Genomic DNA, 17,128 nt, shown 5'->3' with positions numbered 1-17,128 from the left:
ATAATGGAGGCACTGTGGAAACGATTAAGGGAGCGGACATAAATGTACCGGATGCAGTATTTGCCTGGATGTTGGATGGTAAAGGCGGCGTTAAACCGCTGGAAAATACAGATGAGATAGATGAAGAGCATCCCTGCTGGCTCCACCTTAATTATGTGCACCATGACAGCGCGCAGTGGCTGGCAACGACACCATTGCTACCAAATAACGTGCGTGACGCGCTGGCAGGGGAAAGCACGCGACCCAGAGTCAGCCGTCTTGGTGAAGGGACGTTGATTACGTTGCGCTGCATTAATGGCAGTACTGATGAACGTCCCGACCAGCTGGTCGCCATGCGTGTTTATATGGACGGTCGGTTCATTGTCTCGACCCGACAACGTAAAGTACTGGCGTTAGACGATGTAGTTAGCGATCTGGAAGAGGGTACCGGCCCGACTGATTGCGGAGGCTGGCTGGTGGATGTGTGTGATGCATTAACCGATCACTCCAATGAGTTTATAGAGCAACTGCACGATAAAATTATCGACCTGGAAGATAATTTACTTGATCAACAAATTCCGCCGCGCGGTTTCCTGGCACTACTACGAAAACAACTCATTGTTATGCGTCGCTATATGGCGCCGCAGCGAGATGTTTATGCTCGTCTTGCCAGTGAGCGCCTGCCCTGGATGAATGACGATCAACGGCGCCGAATGCAGGATATTGCTGACCGTCTTGGGCGCGGTCTGGATGAGATTGACGCGTGCATTGCGAGAACTGGCGTGATGGCGGACGAAATCGCCCAAGTGATGCAGGAAAATTTAGCCCGCCGTACTTACACAATGTCATTGATGGCAATGGTCTTTTTACCCAGTACATTTTTAACCGGGTTATTTGGCGTTAACCTCGGCGGTATTCCAGGTGGAGGATGGCAATTTGGTTTTTCGCTTTTTTGTATTCTGTTAGTTGTTCTTATTGGTGGTGTTGCTTTATGGTTGCATCGTAGTAAATGGTTGTAACAAAAGCAATTTCCCCGGGTTTCTGTATACAAAAACGCCGTAAAGTTTGAGCGAGGTCAATAAACTCTCTACCCAATCAGGGCAATATCTTCCACGCAGGTGAATGCAACGTCAAGCGATGGGCGTTGCGCTCCATATTGTCTTACTTCCTTTTTTGAATTACTGCATAGCACAATTGATTCGTACGACGCCGACTTAGATAAGTCGGCTTTTTTTTGTCTGTTATCTGTCAACGTCTACCCTTTAAGAGTCTACCCAATGACCAAAGGGAAATATGATGACACTCATTTATTTGCAAATTCCTGTCCCTGAACCGATTCCTGGCGATCCCGTCCCAGTCCCCGAGCCAATCCCTCGTCCACAACCTATGCCCGACCCGCCGCCCGATGAAGAACCGATTAAATTGTCGCAACGTGAGCGTAGATCTGCGAGGATACGCGCCTGCTAACTTTGCGCTGATGACCACGAGAATAGATTGTGACCGCTTTTTCTACCCTGAACGTTTTGCCTCCCGCCCAGCTCACTAACCTTAATGAGTTGGGTTACTTAACCATGACACCGGTGCAGGCCGCCGCACTTCCGGCGATCCTTGCTGGAAAAGATGTTCGCGTGCAGGCGAAAACCGGCAGCGGAAAAACCGCGGCATTTGGCCTTGGGTTGTTACAGCAAATTGATGCGTCGCTGTTTCAGACTCAGGCTTTAGTGCTGTGTCCGACTCGTGAACTGGCGGATCAAGTCGCAGGGGAGTTACGTCGGCTGGCGCGTTTCCTACCAAATACCAAGATCTTGACCTTATGCGGCGGTCAGCCGTTTGGTATTCAGCGCGATTCACTGCAACACGCGCCGCATATCATCGTGGCAACGCCGGGGCGTTTGCTGGATCACCTGCAAAAAGGCACTGTTTCGTTAGATGCGTTGAATACGTTGGTCATGGATGAAGCCGACCGTATGCTAGATATGGGGTTTAGCGACGCAATTGATGAAGTCATCGGTTTTGCGCCAGCTTCTCGCCAGACGCTTCTCTTCTCTGCCACCTGGCCGGAAGCGATCGCCGCGATAAGCGGTCGTGTACAACGAGATCCCCTGGCGATTGAAATAGACACAACAGATGCTCTTCCGCCTATTGAACAACAATTTTATGAGACATCCAGCAAGGGCAAAATTCCGTTGTTGCAACGGTTATTAAGTTTGCATCAGCCAGCGTCTTGTGTGGTGTTTTGTAACACCAAAAAAGATTGCCAGGCTGTGTGTGACGCACTGAATGAAGTGGGGCAAAGTGCATTGTCGTTACATGGCGATCTGGAACAGCGCGATCGCGACCAGACGTTGGTTCGTTTTGCCAACGGTAGCGCTCGTGTGCTGGTAGCGACCGATGTCGCTGCGCGTGGTCTGGATATTAAATCGCTTGAGCTGGTGGTGAACTTTGAGCTGGCGTGGGATCCTGAAGTTCATGTGCATCGTATCGGGCGTACGGCGCGTGCCGGGAATAGCGGTCTGGCAATCAGTTTCTGTGCGCCAGAAGAAGCACAGCGCGCTAATATCATTGCCGACATGTTGCAGATGAAACTTAACTGGCAAACGTTACCAGCCAGCAGGGACATTGTGTCGCTGGAGGCAGAAATGGCAACGTTGTGTATCGATGGTGGGAAAAAAGCCAAAATGCGTCCCGGTGATGTATTAGGCGCGCTGACAGGAGATATCGGGCTGGATGGCGCAGATATTGGCAAAATCACCGTGCACCCAGCGCATGTCTATGTCGCTGTGCGACAGGCTGTTGCTCATAAGACATGGAAGCAGTTACAGGGCGGCAAGATTAAAGGAAAAACTTGCCGGGTACGGTTATTAAAATAACGAAATGTTGAATTGCCTGATGCAAGGCTAAACATCTCGCCGGATGCGACGCTGGCCGCGTCTTATCCGGCATGCATAAGAGTAGCCCGATAATCTTACGCATCGGGCGTTATCCTGATTATTTCACTTCAACCACATTCAGCCGCAGTTCATCCAGCTGATTTTCGTCTTCTTCAGGCTGCCAGCCCGTCGGTTGTAGTGGCAGCTCTTCGCGATCAAACGCCAGATCACCGCCGTTAACCACTTCTGAACCGTGGGTAATGCCTTTGAAATCGAACAGACTGGTATCGCACAGATGAGACGGCACTACATTTTGCATCGCGCTGAACATTGTCTCGATACGTCCCGGATAACGCTTATCCCAGTCACGGAGCATATCGGCAATCACCTGACGTTGCAGGTTAGGCTGCGAGCCGCACAGGTTGCACGGAATAATCGGGAACGCTTTCGCATCGGCAAAACGCTGAATATCTTTTTCGCGGCAGTAGGCCAGCGGACGAATCACGATATGTTTGCCATCATCGCTCATCAGTTTCGGCGGCATCCCCTTCATCTTGCCACCGTAGAACATATTTAAGAACAGTGTTTGCAGGATATCGTCGCGGTGGTGACCCAGTGCGATTTTCGTGGCACCCAGTTCTGTTGCGGTGCGATAAAGGATACCGCGACGCAGACGAGAGCAGAGCGAGCAGGTAGTTTTTCCTTCAGGGATTTTCTCTTTTACGATCCCGTAAGTATTCTCTTCAACAATCTTATACTCAACGCCCAGCTTATCGAGATACTCCGGCAGGACGTGTTCCGGGAAACCAGGCTGTTTCTGGTCGAGGTTAACGGCAACCAGCGAGAAATTGATTGGCGCGCTTTGCTGCAAATTACGCAGGATCTCCAGCATGGTATAGCTGTCTTTGCCCCCGGAGAGGCAAACCATAATGCGGTCGCCATCTTCAATCATATTGAAGTCAGCAATGGCTTCGCCCACGTTACGACGCAGACGTTTTTGCAATTTGTTGAGATTGTATTGTTCTTTCTTACTAATTTCTTGATTTTGCGACATTTAATAGCGACTCAATTCGTTATATGGCATCAGAAAAGTATGCGTCATGCCGGAACGCCCAGCATAAGAAATCTGATATAAAAACTGTGGCGTGTATGGTACGGATTAGAGGGGAAAATGTCAGCACATTTGCGAAATGAATCAAAAAGCCCGCAGCGGTCTGCGGGCGTTAGTGTTAGCGCACGACCAGCACTGAGCACCCTGCGTGACGTACTACGGCAGCAGCGTTAGAGCCGAGTAGGTAGGTGGTGATATCCGGTCGATGAGAAGCAATGATTATCATGTGAGCAGGGATTTTTTTCGCCATTTCCAGAATACGGTCTTTTGGCGAACCTTCTTCAACATGGACATGCACTCTGTCAGTCGGCAGTTTGAATTTTTTAATGACTTTTTCCAGTTGCGATTTGGCTTCCGCTTTCAGGTCATCCATTGCCGGTAACTCTGCGGAATACGCTAATCCCAGAGAGGCATAGTAGGGTAGCGAAGGTATTACCGTCAGGAAATGAACCTCTGCATCATCAATCTTTGCCTCTGCCTCAACGTGGCTAATCACACGTTGAGTTAATTCTGAATCTGAAATATCGATAGGGACAAGAATCGTTCTGTTCATAAAACCTCCTGTTTTAGTATCCGCATAAAGTGTAACGCCAGATGACTCATTTTGTGTAATGACGGAGTTCACATTTTTAATTTAGATCAAGGGAGGAGAAATATGAAGAAAATGCCCGCCAAACGGCGGGCAGGCAAGATTAAAACTGGTATACCAGACCTAAAGCAACGATATCATCGGTAGAGATACCGTTCGCAGCGTAGAAGCTGTCATCATCATCAAGTAGGTTGATTTTATAATCAACATAGGTGGACATGTTTTTGTTGAAATAATATGTTGCGCCAACGTCGGCGTATTTAACCAGATCTTTATCGCCATCAGTACCGACTAAATCGTTGCCTTTAGACATCAGGAAGGAGACAGCCGGACGCAGGCCAAAATCAAACTGATACTGGGCAGTAACTTCAAAGTTCTGGGTTTTGTTGGCAATCGTATTTGCTGAATTGCCGTAAGGCGTCATGTTACGGGTTTCAGAGTACATGGTTGCAAGGTAGATATTGTTAGCATCGTATTTTGCCCCTGCCGTCCATGCGTCAGCCTTATCGCCTTTTGCAGTAGAGAATTCAGCCTGTTGGTTGGTACGATCAGAACTGGTATACGCAGCACCAATGCTCACCCCCATACCTAAGTCGTAGGTAGAGGAGATACCGAAACCGTCGCCATTGGCATTCTTAATATTACGACTGCCGCCGTTTGCCGTACCTTCTTGCTCATGACTAACCTGGTTTTCGTTCGCTCCCTGATACTGCACAGCAAAGTTCAGGCCATCAACCAGACCGAAGAAATCGGTGTTACGGTAGGTAGCGACGCCGTTTGCACGACCGGTCATATAGTTATCGGCTTTGGTATAAGAGTCGCCACCGAATTCAGGCAGCATATCTGTCCAGCCTTCGATGTCGTACATCACACCATAATTACGGCCATAGTCAAATGAACCGAAGTCACCAAATTTCAGACCGGCAAATGCCAGACGAGTCCAGGAGTCGCCTTTATCATTTTCAGAGCCATTAGCCTGAACGTTATATTCCCATTGACCATAACCGACCAGTTGATCGGTAATTTGAGTTTCGCCTTTAAAACCAAAACGTACATAAGTTTGATCGCCATCACTATTCGCATTATCAGAAAAATAATGCAGGCCATCGACTTTGCCGTACAGGTCTAATTTATTGCCGTCTTTATTATAAATTTCTGCTGCATGTGCAGCACCTGCGGCGAGCAGGGCAGGGATTAAGAGCGCCAGTACTTTGCTTTTCATTGAATAAATCCTTTAGTTATTTTATTTGCCTTAATTTCCCCTGTTTGGGGAATGAAAACATCATAAAGGAGAAGTTCAGTTAGCAGATAAATATCATTTGTTACGCCTTAAGTAAAACCTTAATCAAATAATTCTTTGGAAATAGTAATAAGTTTGATGAATGTGTTTTTGGGGAATCATGCAAAATAAAAATTATACATTTAATAAAGCATGGGTTATTCTGCGCGGGTTATATGCCTTTATTGTCACAGATTTTATTTTCGGTTGGGCCATTGCATTACTAATGTTTTTCCAACGAATAAAAAGACAAGCCCGAACTTTCGTTCGGGCTTTTTTTTGAATTGGATAATAGTTATCCAGAAAGGTTACTCGGTGCTATTTTTTTCCACCTTTCCGGCCATTTGTGCCAGGAAGTCATAACGTTTTTGCAAATCAGCGGCGGCATCTTTCCATAACTGTTCGGCCACTTCCGGCTGTTGCGTGTTCAGACGGCGGAAACGTTGCTCATGAAGAAGCGTTTCTTCCAGAGCTTCTGAAGGCGGGCGGGAATCCAGCGCCAGCGGCAGTTTACCTTCATCGGTTCGACGCGGGTCAAAGCGATACAGCGGCCAGAAGCCAGTTGCGGTGAGTTGACGCATCTGGTCGTGACTTAATGCTAGGTCATAACCGTGCTCTTCACATGGGCTGTAAGCAATAATCAGCGATGGCCCCGGATACGCTTCTGCTTCCTGTATCGCTTTCACCGTCTGGTTGAGTTGTGCGCCAAGAGAAATCTGCGCGACATAAACATGACCGTACATCATCATGCTAACACCAAGATCTTTGCGTGCTTTGCGTTTGCCATGTTCACCAAACTTAGTTACCGCGCCAAGCGGGGTGGCTTTCGATGCCTGACCACCGGTATTGGAATAGCATTGCGTATCCAGCACCAGGATGTTGACGTTTTCCGTCAGACTCAACACATGATCCAGACCGCCAAAGCCGATGTCGTAAGCCCAGCCGTCACCACCAATCAGCCAGATTGATTTCTCCACCAGTGCATCTGCGTCACGCAGCAGTTCATGCGCTTCAGCCACATCTTTGAGTTGCTGGCGCAGAGCAGCGACTTGTTCGCGACGAACGTCTGGCGTGGCGTCTGATTTCAACGCAGTCAGTAACTCAGCAGGGATTTTATCAGCAAATTGATCCAGCAGACGCAGCACGCGGACACGGTGTTGATCGACTGTCAGGCGGAAACCAAGGCCGAATTCGGCATTATCTTCAAATAGCGAGTTCGCCCATGCCGGTCCACGACCGTTGGCATCAGTGGTATATGGCGTGGAGGGCAGGTTGCCGCCGTAAATAGAAGAACAACCAGTAGCGTTGGCAATCAACATCCGATCGCCATAGAGCTGAGTGAGCAATTTGATATACGGCGTCTCACCACAACCGGAGCAAGCGCCAGAATATTCAAACAGCGGAGTGATCAACTGCGAAGTACGAATATCAATACGTTCCAGTTTGCTACGGTCGATTTCTGGTAAATTCAGGAAGAAGTCGTAATTGATTTTCTCTTCTTCCACATGTTCCAGACGCGACATCATATTGATGGCTTTGATCTCTGGATTTTGTCGGTCTTTCGCCGGGCAAACTTCTACGCACAGGTTACAACCGGTGCAGTCTTCCGGTGCGACCTGCAACACATATTTCTGCCCGCGCATATCACGAGATTTCACATCCAGTGAATGCAGGCTGGTCGGAGCGTTTTCCATCGCTTCGGGCGGTACGACTTTCGCGCGAATGGCGGAGTGTGGGCAAGCCGCGACGCAGTGGTTACATTGAGTACAGAGTTCCTCTTTCCAGATAGGGATCTCTTCGGCAATGTTGCGTTTTTCCCAGCGAGTAGTGCCCATCGGCCAGGTGCCGTCTGGCGGCAGCGCCGAAACGGGGAGGGCGTCGCCAAGTCCGGCGAGCATCGCAGCGGTAACCGTTTTGACAAAATCAGGTGCGGCATCAGATACCACTGGTGGACGGTTGGCACTTTGCGGATTTACCGGTTGCAGTGGTACTTCTTCAACGGACTCGCGCGCCAGCGCCAGAGCTTGCCAGTTGCGTTCCACCAGATCCTGGCCTTTGCTGCTGTAACTTTTGGCAATGGCGCCCTGCAATTCTGCGAGGGCGCTATCGCCAGGCAAAATTTGCGTCAGGTGGAAAAAAGCCATCTGCATGACGGTATTAATACGGGCCGCCAGGCCACATTCGCGGGCGATTTTCGCCGCGTTAATCACATAGAAGCGCGCTTTTTTCTGATTCAACACAGCCTGAACTTCTTGCGGCAGCCGCGACCACACTTCATCGGCGCTGTACGGTGTGTTAAGCAGGAAAATGCCACCAGGTTTTAAACGCTCGGCCATTTGATATTTGTCGATAAACTGCAACTGGTGGCAGCCAACAAAATCAGCTTGCGAAATCAAATACGCGGAACGGATGGGCTGCTCGCTTACGCGCAGATGGGAAACCGTCAGGCCACCCGCTTTTTTAGAGTCGTAAACAAAATAGCCCTGGGCATACCACGGCGTGGAGTTACCGATAATTTTGATATTGTTTTTAGTTGCGGAAACGCTGCCGTCGCTACCCAGCCCGTAAAAGAGTGCTTCCAGTTTCGCTGAATTTGGCAGGGTGTTTTCCGGCAACGGCAGTGACAGATTAGTCACATCATCGTAAATACCAACCGTAAAGCGAGCTTTCGGTTTAGCTGCGTTGAGTTCGGCGAATACCGCCAGTACACAGTCTGGGCCAAATTCTTTGGATGAAAGACCATAGCGCCCGCCAATGACGCGTGGCAGTGTTTCGCGCTCGCCATTATTAAAGGCTTCAGCCAGCGCCGTCATTACATCCAGATACAGGGGTTCTGCCTGCGCACCAGGCTCTTTGGTGCGATCCAGCACCGCCACAGTACGTACAGAGTTCGGCAATGCTTGCAGTAAGTGTCTGGCGGAGAAAGGGCGGTAAAGTCGCACTTTTAGTACGCCCACTTTTTCGCCACGGGTCAGCAATTCGTCCACGACTTCTTCACAGGTGCCGATGGCCGACCCCATCAGGATAATTACCCGTTCCGCTTGCGGATGACCATAATACTCAAACGGCTGATACTGGCGACCTGTCGCGGCAGCGAAATCAGCCATCGCCTGTTCAACATGGTCATAGACCGCGTTGTACCACGGGTTAGTGGCCTCACGTGACTGGAAGTAAGTGTCCGGATTAGCCGACGTACCGCGGATTACCGGATGTTCCGGGTTAAGTGCGCGAATGCGATGAGCATCAATTTCTGCCTGGGGCATTAGCTCAAGAATAGTGTCGTCGGCCAGTGGGACAATTTTGTTGATTTCGTGGGAAGTGCGGAAACCATCAAAGAAATGAATAAATGGCACGCGGCTTTTCAGTGTTGCGATGTGCGAAATGAGAGCAAAGTCTTGGGCTTCCTGCACGTTTGCTGCACACAGCATGGCGCAGCCAGTCTGACGTACCGCCATCACATCTGAATGATCGCCAAAAATAGAGAGCGCATGAGTGGCCACAGTACGCGCTGCCACATGCAGTACAAACGGCGTCAGCTCACCTGCCAGTTTATACAGCGTCGGGATCATCAGCAGTAAACCTTGCGACGATGTAAATGATGTCGAAAGAGCGCCTGTTTGCAAAGCACCATGCACAGTTGCGATAGCGCCAGCTTCTGACTGCATTTCAACCACACGAGGTGTATCTCCCCATACGTTCTTCAGGCCGTTTCCGGCCCAGGCATCAGCCTGTTCAGCCATCGTGGAACTCGGGGTAATAGGGTAAATGGCGATAACTTCACTGGTGCGAAATGCCACCGAAGCTACCGCGCCATTTCCGTCAATTGTGATCATACGACACCCTTACATTGCGCAAATGAGGGGCGCACGAAAAAGCTGCGCGCCCAGTAGTAATCTTTTAATTTTAGCAAATGGCTTTCTGCTGCATTTTCGCTTTTGTGTTCTCTATATCAGCGTAATGAATGTTTTGATCAAATCCGGTACAAAAAAATAGCCACAAAATAGTAACAATACGTTGCAATTCACAATACAGTTCTCGACGTAGCCGCCTGAGCTGCCTATTATTACGGCGGTGTCGTTGGACTTAAAGATTTGAGGAAGTAAAGATGCGAGTAATGTTGTACGTAGGGGCTGCTGTTTTATTGTTGTCGGCGTGTAGTAGTGAACCTGTTCAGCAGGCGACCGCGGCGCATGTGGCCCCAGGTTTAAAAGCGTCAATGTCGAGTAGCGGAGAGGCAAATTGTGCGATGATTGGCGGTTCGCTTTCCGTTGCCCGTCAACTGGATGGTACAGCGATCGGGATGTGTGCATTGCCCAACGGCAAACGCTGTAGCGAACAGTCGCTTGCCGCCGGAAGTTGTGGCAATTATTAATTCATTAAATCCGCCAGCTTATACGTTAATGTCTGTTTTGCGGTCGCCAGCGTTAACTGATTCGCGGTCAGATCCACTTGCGCACCTTCTTTCAGCATTTCGCGGATGGTGTTATCGAGTTCGTTAAGCTGTGGATTGGCACACATCATACGAGTCATTGCCAGTCCTTTAACTTTTAGTTCCCCGTCCGAAAGTTTACCTTCGCCGCTAAAGCGGTTGCACATGTTGCCAGAAATCATCATCTTTTCACCAAAGCTGATTTCTGGCGGGTTTTTCTCGCTGGCAACAGGTTGACCATTTACACTTTCCAGTACGAAACGGTGATGCTGTAACTGTTCTGGCGTTACAGCAATTTTGTCATTACTTACACATCCCGCCATCAGCAGGCTTAGCGCGACTAGCGCGGCAACTTTCTTCATTGTGGTTCTCAACTTAAGGTATATGCCGGATGCAACGCGACGCGCCTTATCCGTCCTTCAAACGTATTTTAAGGATAGTGGATGAAAGATCTTTGGGGATTATCTGAATAAGCTCCCCTGACTTGCAGGGGAGCCGCAAAATTAAACCAGTTCGTTCGGGCAGGGTTCGCCTTTTTCCAGATTGCTCAAATTTTGCAGCGTTGTCTGGGAAATACTGGTCAGGGCTTCTGCCGTCAGGAACGCCTGGTGTCCGGTGAACAGTACGTTATGGCAGGCTGACAGACGACGGAAAACATCATCCTGAATCACATCGTTGGATTTATCTTCAAAGAACAGATCGCGTTCATTCTCATACACGTCCATTCCCAGCGAGCCAATTTTCTGGTTTTTCAGTGCTTCAATCGCGGCTTGTGAATCAATCAGCGCACCACGGCTGGTGTTGATGATCATTACGCCATTTTTCATCTGATCGAACGCCGCTTCATTCAGCAGGTGGTAGTTCTCCGGCGTCAGCGGGCAGTGCAGGGAGATAACGTCTGATTCAGAGAATAAGGTCGGCAGATCGACATATTCCACGCCGAGTTCCAGCGCTGCTGCACTTGGATACGGATCGAATGCCAACAGGCGCATACCAAAACCTTTCAGTATACGCAGCATTGCCACACCGATTTTACCGGTGCCAATCACCCCCGCCGTTTTACCGTACATAGTAAAACCAGTAAGCCCCTCCAGAGAGAAGTTGGCGTCACGGGTACGCTGATACGCGCGGTGAATACGACGGTTCAGCGTCATCATCATACCAATCGCATGTTCAGCGACGGCTTCCGGATCGTAAGCCGGGACACGCACCACTTTGAACCCCAGCTCTTTTGCCGCGTCGAGGTCGACGTTATTGAAACCGGCACAGCGCAGGGCGATATACTTAACGCCGTGCTTTTTCAGCTCCTCCAGCACCGGACGGCTGCCGTCGTCGTTTACGAAAATACATACTGCTTCGCAACCGTTGGCGGTTTTTGCCGTTTTTTCCGTCAGCAGAAAGTCAAAAAATTCCAGCTCAAAGCCAAAGGACTCGTTCACCTGTTGCAGGTACTTTTTGTCGTACTGTTTTGTGCTATATACGGCGAGTTTCATAAGACTTTCTCCAGTGATGTTGAATCACATTTAAGCTACTAAAAATATTTTACAAAATTTAAAATTTAATTGAAAGTTATGGCGATATTGAAAATTCCAGGAACATCTATGCTTAGTGTAGGCGCAACCTTCAACTGAACGGTTAAACATGCCACAATACCTGTATTGACTGCTTAATTTTTCGCTAAATCAGGATATTAACTACCCATGTTGGGTAAATATAAAGCCGTTCTCGCGCTGCTATTACTGATTATTCTTGTGCCGTTGACGCTGCTGATGACGCTCGGGCTGTGGGTTCCCACGCTGGCGGGTATCTGGCTACCGCTCGGTACACGCATTGCATTGGATGAAAGCCCACGCATTACGCGTAAAGGTTTAATTATTCCCGATCTCCGTTATTTGGTGGCGGATTGCCAGTTGGCACATATCACCGATGCCAGCCTTTCGCATCCCAGTCGCTGGTTATTGAACGTCGGTACAGTAGAACTTGACTCCACTTGCCTGGCGAAATTGCCACAGGAAGAACCCTCGCCAGCCGCACCGAAAACTCTTGCGCAGTGGCAATCCATGCTGCCTAACACCTGGATCAATATTGATAAACTGATTTTTTCACCCTGGCAGGAATGGCAGGGAAAACTCTCTCTATCGTTGACCTCCGATATCCAGCAACTGCGTTATCAGGGCGAAAAAGTTAAATTTCAAGGCCAACTTAAAGGGCAGCAACTCACGATCAGTGAACTGGATGTTGCCGCCTTTGCAAATCAGCCGCCAGTAAAACTGGTGGGAGAATTTACCATGCCGCTTGTGCCGGATGGGCTTCCGGTAAGTGGTCATGCTACAGCAACGTTGAACCTGCCACAGGAACCGTCACTGGTGGATGCCGAGTTGGAGTGGCAGGAAAATAGTGGGCAATTGATTGTAATGGCTCGAGATAACGGCGATCCGTTGCTCGATTTGCCGTGGGAAATTACCCGTCAACAGTTGACCGTTAGCGATGGTCGCTGGAGCTGGCCGTATGAAGGTTTTCCCCTGAGTGGGCGGCTGGGTATCAAAGTCGACAACTGGCAGGCAGGCCTTGAGAACGCGTTGGTGAGTGGTCGACTGAGTGTGCTGACCCAGGGGCAAGCGGGTAAGGGTAACGCGGTGCTTAATTTCGGCCCAGGAAAATTAAGCATGGATAACAGTCAGATGCCGCTGCAACTGACCGGTGAAGCGAAGCAGGCAGATCTCATTTTATATGCTCGCTTACCTGCTTACTTAAGCGGAAGTCTGGCTGACCCAACGCTGGCCTTTGAACCGGGAGCGTTATTACGTTCAAAGGGGAGAGTCATCGATTCGCTGGACATCGATGAAATCCGTTGGCCTTTAGCAGGGGTAAAAGTCACTCAACGTGGCGTTGACGGGCGCTTGCAGGCTATTTTGCAGGCTCATGAAAATGAATTGGGCGACTTTGTGCTGCATATGGATGGACTGGCGAATGATTTTCTTCCTGACGCTGGCCGCTGGCAGTGGCGTTACTGGGGCAAGGGCAGTTTTACCCCAATGCACGCCACCTGGGATGTTGCAGGAAAAGGTGAGTGGCAGGACAGCACGATTACGCTGACCGATCTCTCAACCGGGTTCGATCAGTTGCAATATGGCACGATGACCGTGGAAACACCGCGCTTAATTCTTGATAAACCCGTTGTCTGGGTGCGCGACGCCCAGAATCCGTCTTTTAGTGGCGCGCTTTCGCTGGATGCAGGACAAACACTTTTCACGGGCGGCAGTGTGTTACCGCCATCAACGTTAAAATTTAGTGTCGATGGGCGCGATCCGACGTATTTCCTCTTCAAAGGGGATTTACATGCTGGTGAGATTGGTCCGGTACGGGTGAATGGTCGCTGGGACGGTATTCGCCTGCGCGGCAACGCCTGGTGGCCTAAACAATCACTGACCGTATTCCAGCCGCTGGTGCCACCAGACTGGAAGATGAACTTACGCGATGGCGAGTTGTATGCCCAGGTGGCATTTTCTGCTGCGCCTGAGCAGGGCTTCCGTGCGGGTGGGCATGGCGTGTTGAAAGGTGGCAGCGCGTGGATGCCAGACAACCAGGTCAACGGTGTCGACTTTGTTTTGCCATTTCGTTTTGCCGACGGTGCGTGGCACCTGGGAACGCGGCGGCCTGTGTCATTACGTATTGCTGAAGTGGTTAACCTGGTGACGGCAAAAAATATCTCTGCCGATCTTCAGGGCCGTTATCCGTGGACCGAAGATGAACCCTTGTTACTGACCGATGTGAGTGTTGATGTTTTGGGCGGTAACGTGCTGATGAAACAATTACGTATGCCGCAACACGATCCGGCGCTGTTGCGACTGAATAATCTCTCTTCCAGTGAACTGGTTAGCGCCGTCAATCCGAAGCAATTCGCGATGTCAGGGGCATTTAGTGGTGCATTGCCGCTATGGCTTAACAATGAAAAATGGATTGTGAAAGATGGCTGGCTGGCAAACGCAGGTCCCATGACTTTGCGCCTGGATAAAGACACCGCCGATGCAGTGGCAAAAGACAATATGACCGCAGGAACTGCCATCAACTGGTTGCGCTATATGGAAATTAGCCGTTCATCGACAAAAATTAATTTAGATAATCTCGGCGTGTTAACCATGCAGGCGACGATCAGTGGTAATAGTCGCGTCGATGGTAAAACCGGTACGGTAAATCTCAATTACAGCCATGAAGAGAATATTTTCACGCTGTGGCGCAGTTTACGCTTTGGCGATAATCTCCAGGCATGGCTGGAACAGAATGCCCGACTCCCGGAAACTGGCTGCCCATCAGGAAAAGAGTGTGAGGAAAAACAATGAAAATAGTGATAGCCGCGTTCGCGTCCTCTTTTATGTTGGTTGGCTGTACGCCGCGCATTGAAGTGGCTGCACCGAAAGAGCCAATCACCATTAATATGAACGTTAAAATTGAGCACGAGATCATCATCAAGGCGGACAAAGATGTTGAAGATTTGCTCAAAACCCGTAGCGATCTTTTTTGAGGTAATGATGAATAGAACATTACTCATAGCAGTATGGATTATTGGTCTGCTGAGCAGTAGTGCGATGGCATTAACCCTGAATGAAGCCAGAAGTCAGGGGCGGGTAGGTGAAAGGCATAATGGCTACCTTGCGGCTATAAGCACTGATCCGGAAACACGCGAGCTGGTAGCAAATATCAACCAGGCACGGAAAGAGAGTTATCAGAAGCTCGCTGAAAGCCATAATATCCCATTGGAGGAAGTGGCGAATCTGGCAGGGACGAAGCTGGTGGAAAAGGCAAAACACGGTGAATACGTGCAGGGCATAAATGGTATGTGGGTACGGAAATAACATACAACTGTAGTTCAAACACCATTTGGTAGTAGTCGGTGAAAAATAGGGTATTAGTTCACAAGATCATAGTGCACTGTGTCGCTGAAAAGGAGAACATCGATTACACCGACATTTCTGAGAAAAAGATGAATGTCTTAAAGGAGATGCGTTCGCAACTATAGTGAATTGCTTCCCATTAAATAAATCATCTCAATCAATATTGAGAGCTTATAATATTCTTTTTGTGAATTTAATATCGAGATCTTTATCATCATTGAGATGGTTTTTAATTATATATAAAAATTATCTTTTTATGATTTAAATATTCATTGAAACTATAATTAGTCGATACTGACAAAATAGATTGAATAATGTTCAAATAGCAATATAGAATGCCTTGCATATGTTTTTTGAATGTTTCATGGTCAGGTATTTGTAAAGGTTGTTGATTTCAACAATTTTTATAAATCCTGGCATTCTTTATATTTGTCAGAAGGATTTATTATGCAAAGGAAAACCCTATTATCAGCCTGTATTGCATTAGCTCTGAGTGGTCAGGGTTGGGCGGCTGATATTACAGAGACAGAAACGGCCACAGGCGAAAAGAAAAATACCAATGTGACTTGTCCGGCAGACCCTGACAAGCTGACTCCGGAAGCGTTAAAGCAAATCCCTCCCGAATGTTCTCCACAAGTACAACAAAACCTTATGCCGTGGGTTGCCTCTGGTGCCTTTGCGTTAATCACCGCGCTGGCTGTCGTCGAACTAAACGACGATGGTAATCATCATCATCGCAACAATGCCCCTGTACCGCCAACACCACCCGATGATGATTCCGACGAGACTCCCGTTCCGCCAACGCCTGGCGGAGATGATATAATCCCGGACGATGGTCAAGATGATCCCCCTACGCCCCCCAAACCCATTTCGTTCAATAATGACGTTATCTTCGATAAAACAGCAAAAACGTTAACGATTCGCGATACCGTTTTTACTTACAGCGAAAATGCTGACGGGACTATTTCTCTGCAAGATAGCAATGGGCGTAAGGCAACGATTAATCTTTGGCAGATTGATGAAGCAAATAATACCGTAGCCCTTGAAGGGGTGAGCCCAGATGGCGCAATAACGTGGCAATATAATCACAATGGTGAACTCATAATTACGGGTGATAATGCCACAATAAATAACAACGGCAAAACCACCGTTGACGATAAAGATGCCACTGGCACGGAAATCAACGGCAATAACGGGAAAGTTATTCAGGACGGCGATCTGGATGTCAGCGGCGGCGGTCACGGGATTGATATCACCGGCGACAGCGCGACGGTGGACAATACCGGCACCATGACCGTCACTGACCCGGAATCTATCGGCATTCAGATCGACGGCGACCAGGCGGTTGTTAATAACGAAGGCGACAGCACCATCAGCAACGGTGGCACCGGTACGCAAATTAACGGTGACGACGCCACGGCGAATAACGGCGGCAAAACCACCGTTGATGGCAACGATGCCACTGGCACGGAAATCAACGGTAATAATGGCACCGTTATTCAGGACGGCGATCTGGATGTCAGCGGCGGTGGTCACGGGATTGATATCACCGGCGACAGCGCGACGGTGGACAATAACGGCACCATGACCGTGACCGATCCGGAGTCCATCGGCATTCAGATCGACGGCGACCAGGCGGTTGTTAATAACGAAGGCGACAGCACCATCAGCAACGGCGGCACCGGTACGCAAATTAACGGTGACGACGCCACGGCGAATAACGGCGGCAAAACCACCGTTGACGGTAAAGACTCCACCGGCACGGAAATCAACGGCAATAACGGAAAAGTTATTCAGGACGGCGATCTGGATGTCAGCGGCGGTGGTCACGGGATTGATATCACCGGCGACAGCGCGACGGTGGACAATAACGGCACCATGACCGTGACCGATCCGGAGTCCATCGGCATTCAGATCGACGGCGACCAGGCGGTTGTTAATAACGAAGGCGACAGCACCATCAGCAACGGCGGCACCGG

The 17,128-nt window shown here is 49.3% G+C and carries 13 protein-coding genes and 1 pseudogene; 8 read left to right on the top strand and 6 right to left on the bottom strand.

Annotated features, from left to right (window positions below; genetic code table 11):
* The first annotated feature begins 14 nt into the window (after positions 1 to 14).
* The 3 genes from zntB (at position 15) to dbpA (ending at position 2,849) form a co-directional block, all read left to right on the top strand.
* Positions 15 to 998 (top strand): zinc transporter ZntB, encoded by a 984-nt coding sequence (gene zntB / locus D9734_RS15755; protein ID WP_130208765.1) that lies wholly within the window; start codon positions 15 to 17, stop codon positions 996 to 998.
* Positions 999 to 1,272: 274 nt separating this feature from the next.
* Positions 1,273 to 1,446, top strand: a complete 174-nt coding sequence (gene ynaL / locus D9734_RS23750) for a protein YnaL (protein ID WP_276320420.1) — start codon at positions 1,273 to 1,275, stop codon at positions 1,444 to 1,446.
* 29 nt (positions 1,447 to 1,475) lie between these two features.
* Positions 1,476 to 2,849 (top strand): ATP-dependent RNA helicase DbpA, encoded by a 1,374-nt coding sequence (gene dbpA, locus D9734_RS15750; protein WP_130208763.1) that lies wholly within the window; start codon positions 1,476 to 1,478, stop codon positions 2,847 to 2,849.
* 118 nt (positions 2,850 to 2,967) lie between these two features.
* Here the strand turns inward: dbpA and ttcA are convergent, their stop codons facing one another.
* The 4 genes from ttcA to nifJ form a co-directional block, all read right to left on the bottom strand.
* The gene (gene ttcA, locus D9734_RS15745; RefSeq protein WP_130208761.1) at positions 2,968 to 3,903 is read right to left on the bottom strand and encodes a tRNA 2-thiocytidine(32) synthetase TtcA; all 936 of its coding nucleotides are present in this window, start codon (positions 3,901 to 3,903) and stop codon (positions 2,968 to 2,970) included.
* 175 nt (positions 3,904 to 4,078) lie between these two features.
* Positions 4,079 to 4,513, bottom strand: a complete 435-nt coding sequence (gene uspF, locus D9734_RS15740; RefSeq protein ID WP_130208759.1) for a universal stress protein UspF — start codon at positions 4,511 to 4,513, stop codon at positions 4,079 to 4,081.
* 139 nt (positions 4,514 to 4,652) lie between these two features.
* A complete protein-coding gene (ompC, locus tag D9734_RS15735) occupies positions 4,653 to 5,771 on the bottom strand; it encodes a porin OmpC (protein ID WP_130208757.1) in 1,119 nt (372 codons plus the stop codon).
* Positions 5,772 to 6,136: 365 nt separating this feature from the next.
* Positions 6,137 to 9,661 carry a pyruvate:ferredoxin (flavodoxin) oxidoreductase gene (gene nifJ, locus D9734_RS15730; protein ID WP_130208755.1) on the bottom strand — a complete coding sequence of 1,175 codons (3,525 nt, stop codon included), beginning with the start codon at positions 9,659 to 9,661 and terminating at the stop codon, positions 6,137 to 6,139.
* Positions 9,662 to 9,933: 272 nt separating this feature from the next.
* Here nifJ and D9734_RS15725 point away from each other — a divergent pair, with 272 nt between their 5' ends.
* A complete protein-coding gene (locus D9734_RS15725; RefSeq protein ID WP_130208753.1) occupies positions 9,934 to 10,200 on the top strand; it encodes a DUF333 domain-containing protein in 267 nt (88 codons plus the stop codon).
* On the opposite strand, the gene hslJ is transcribed toward D9734_RS15725, so the two are convergent.
* Together hslJ and ldhA are read right to left on the bottom strand one after the other, a co-directional pair.
* Positions 10,197 to 10,619 carry a heat shock protein HslJ gene (gene hslJ / locus D9734_RS15720; RefSeq protein WP_130208751.1) on the bottom strand — a complete coding sequence of 141 codons (423 nt, stop codon included), beginning with the start codon at positions 10,617 to 10,619 and terminating at the stop codon, positions 10,197 to 10,199. The genes D9734_RS15725 and hslJ overlap by 4 nt on opposite strands.
* A 141-nt stretch (positions 10,620 to 10,760) precedes the next feature.
* Positions 10,761 to 11,750, bottom strand: coding sequence for a D-lactate dehydrogenase (ldhA, locus tag D9734_RS15715; protein WP_064527367.1), 990 nt, complete (start codon positions 11,748 to 11,750; stop codon positions 10,761 to 10,763).
* Positions 11,751 to 11,957: 207 nt separating this feature from the next.
* Here ldhA and D9734_RS15710 point away from each other — a divergent pair, with 207 nt between their 5' ends.
* From D9734_RS15710 to D9734_RS15695, 4 genes and pseudogenes are all read left to right on the top strand, one after another.
* Positions 11,958 to 14,597, top strand: coding sequence for a YdbH family protein (locus D9734_RS15710; protein ID WP_130208749.1), 2,640 nt, complete (start codon positions 11,958 to 11,960; stop codon positions 14,595 to 14,597).
* Entirely contained in the window at positions 14,594 to 14,779 is a 186-nt protein-coding gene (locus D9734_RS15705; RefSeq protein ID WP_000706310.1) for a YnbE family lipoprotein, read from the top strand. The genes D9734_RS15710 and D9734_RS15705 overlap by 4 nt, the downstream gene beginning before the upstream one ends.
* A 7-nt stretch (positions 14,780 to 14,786) precedes the next feature.
* Positions 14,787 to 15,110 carry a YdbL family protein gene (locus D9734_RS15700; RefSeq protein ID WP_130208906.1) on the top strand — a complete coding sequence of 108 codons (324 nt, stop codon included), beginning with the start codon at positions 14,787 to 14,789 and terminating at the stop codon, positions 15,108 to 15,110.
* A 486-nt stretch (positions 15,111 to 15,596) separates the two neighbouring features.
* A pseudogene (locus D9734_RS15695) lies at positions 15,597 to 17,128 on the top strand (autotransporter domain-containing protein); the annotation flags it as partial.

The sequence above is a fragment of the Escherichia sp. E14S1 genome (genome assembly GCF_004211995.1).
Classification (GTDB): domain Bacteria; phylum Pseudomonadota; class Gammaproteobacteria; order Enterobacterales; family Enterobacteriaceae; genus Escherichia.
The sequence above is the reverse complement of the archived record's forward strand: the minus strand, read 5'-3'. Positions and strand labels throughout refer to the sequence as shown.

Excerpts from the sequence above, each read along its gene's own strand:
- ynaL (WP_276320420.1), top strand. The coding sequence starts at position 1,273 with ATGATGACACTCATTTATTTGCAAATTCCTGTCCCTGAACCGATTCCT.
- nifJ (WP_130208755.1), bottom strand. The coding sequence starts at position 9,661 with ATGATCACAATTGACGGAAATGGCGCGGTAGCTTCGGTGGCATTTCGC.
- ompC (WP_130208757.1), bottom strand. The coding sequence starts at position 5,771 with ATGAAAAGCAAAGTACTGGCGCTCTTAATCCCTGCCCTGCTCGCCGCA.
- ldhA (WP_064527367.1), bottom strand. The coding sequence starts at position 11,750 with ATGAAACTCGCCGTATATAGCACAAAACAGTACGACAAAAAGTACCTG.
- D9734_RS15705 (WP_000706310.1), top strand. The coding sequence starts at position 14,594 with ATGAAAATAGTGATAGCCGCGTTCGCGTCCTCTTTTATGTTGGTTGGC.
- hslJ (WP_130208751.1), bottom strand. The coding sequence starts at position 10,619 with ATGAAGAAAGTTGCCGCGCTAGTCGCGCTAAGCCTGCTGATGGCGGGA.
- ttcA (WP_130208761.1), bottom strand. The coding sequence starts at position 3,903 with ATGTCGCAAAATCAAGAAATTAGTAAGAAAGAACAATACAATCTCAAC.
- uspF (WP_130208759.1), bottom strand. The coding sequence starts at position 4,513 with ATGAACAGAACGATTCTTGTCCCTATCGATATTTCAGATTCAGAATTA.
- D9734_RS15725 (WP_130208753.1), top strand. The coding sequence starts at position 9,934 with ATGCGAGTAATGTTGTACGTAGGGGCTGCTGTTTTATTGTTGTCGGCG.
- D9734_RS15700 (WP_130208906.1), top strand. The coding sequence starts at position 14,787 with ATGAATAGAACATTACTCATAGCAGTATGGATTATTGGTCTGCTGAGC.
- D9734_RS15710 (WP_130208749.1), top strand. The coding sequence starts at position 11,958 with ATGTTGGGTAAATATAAAGCCGTTCTCGCGCTGCTATTACTGATTATT.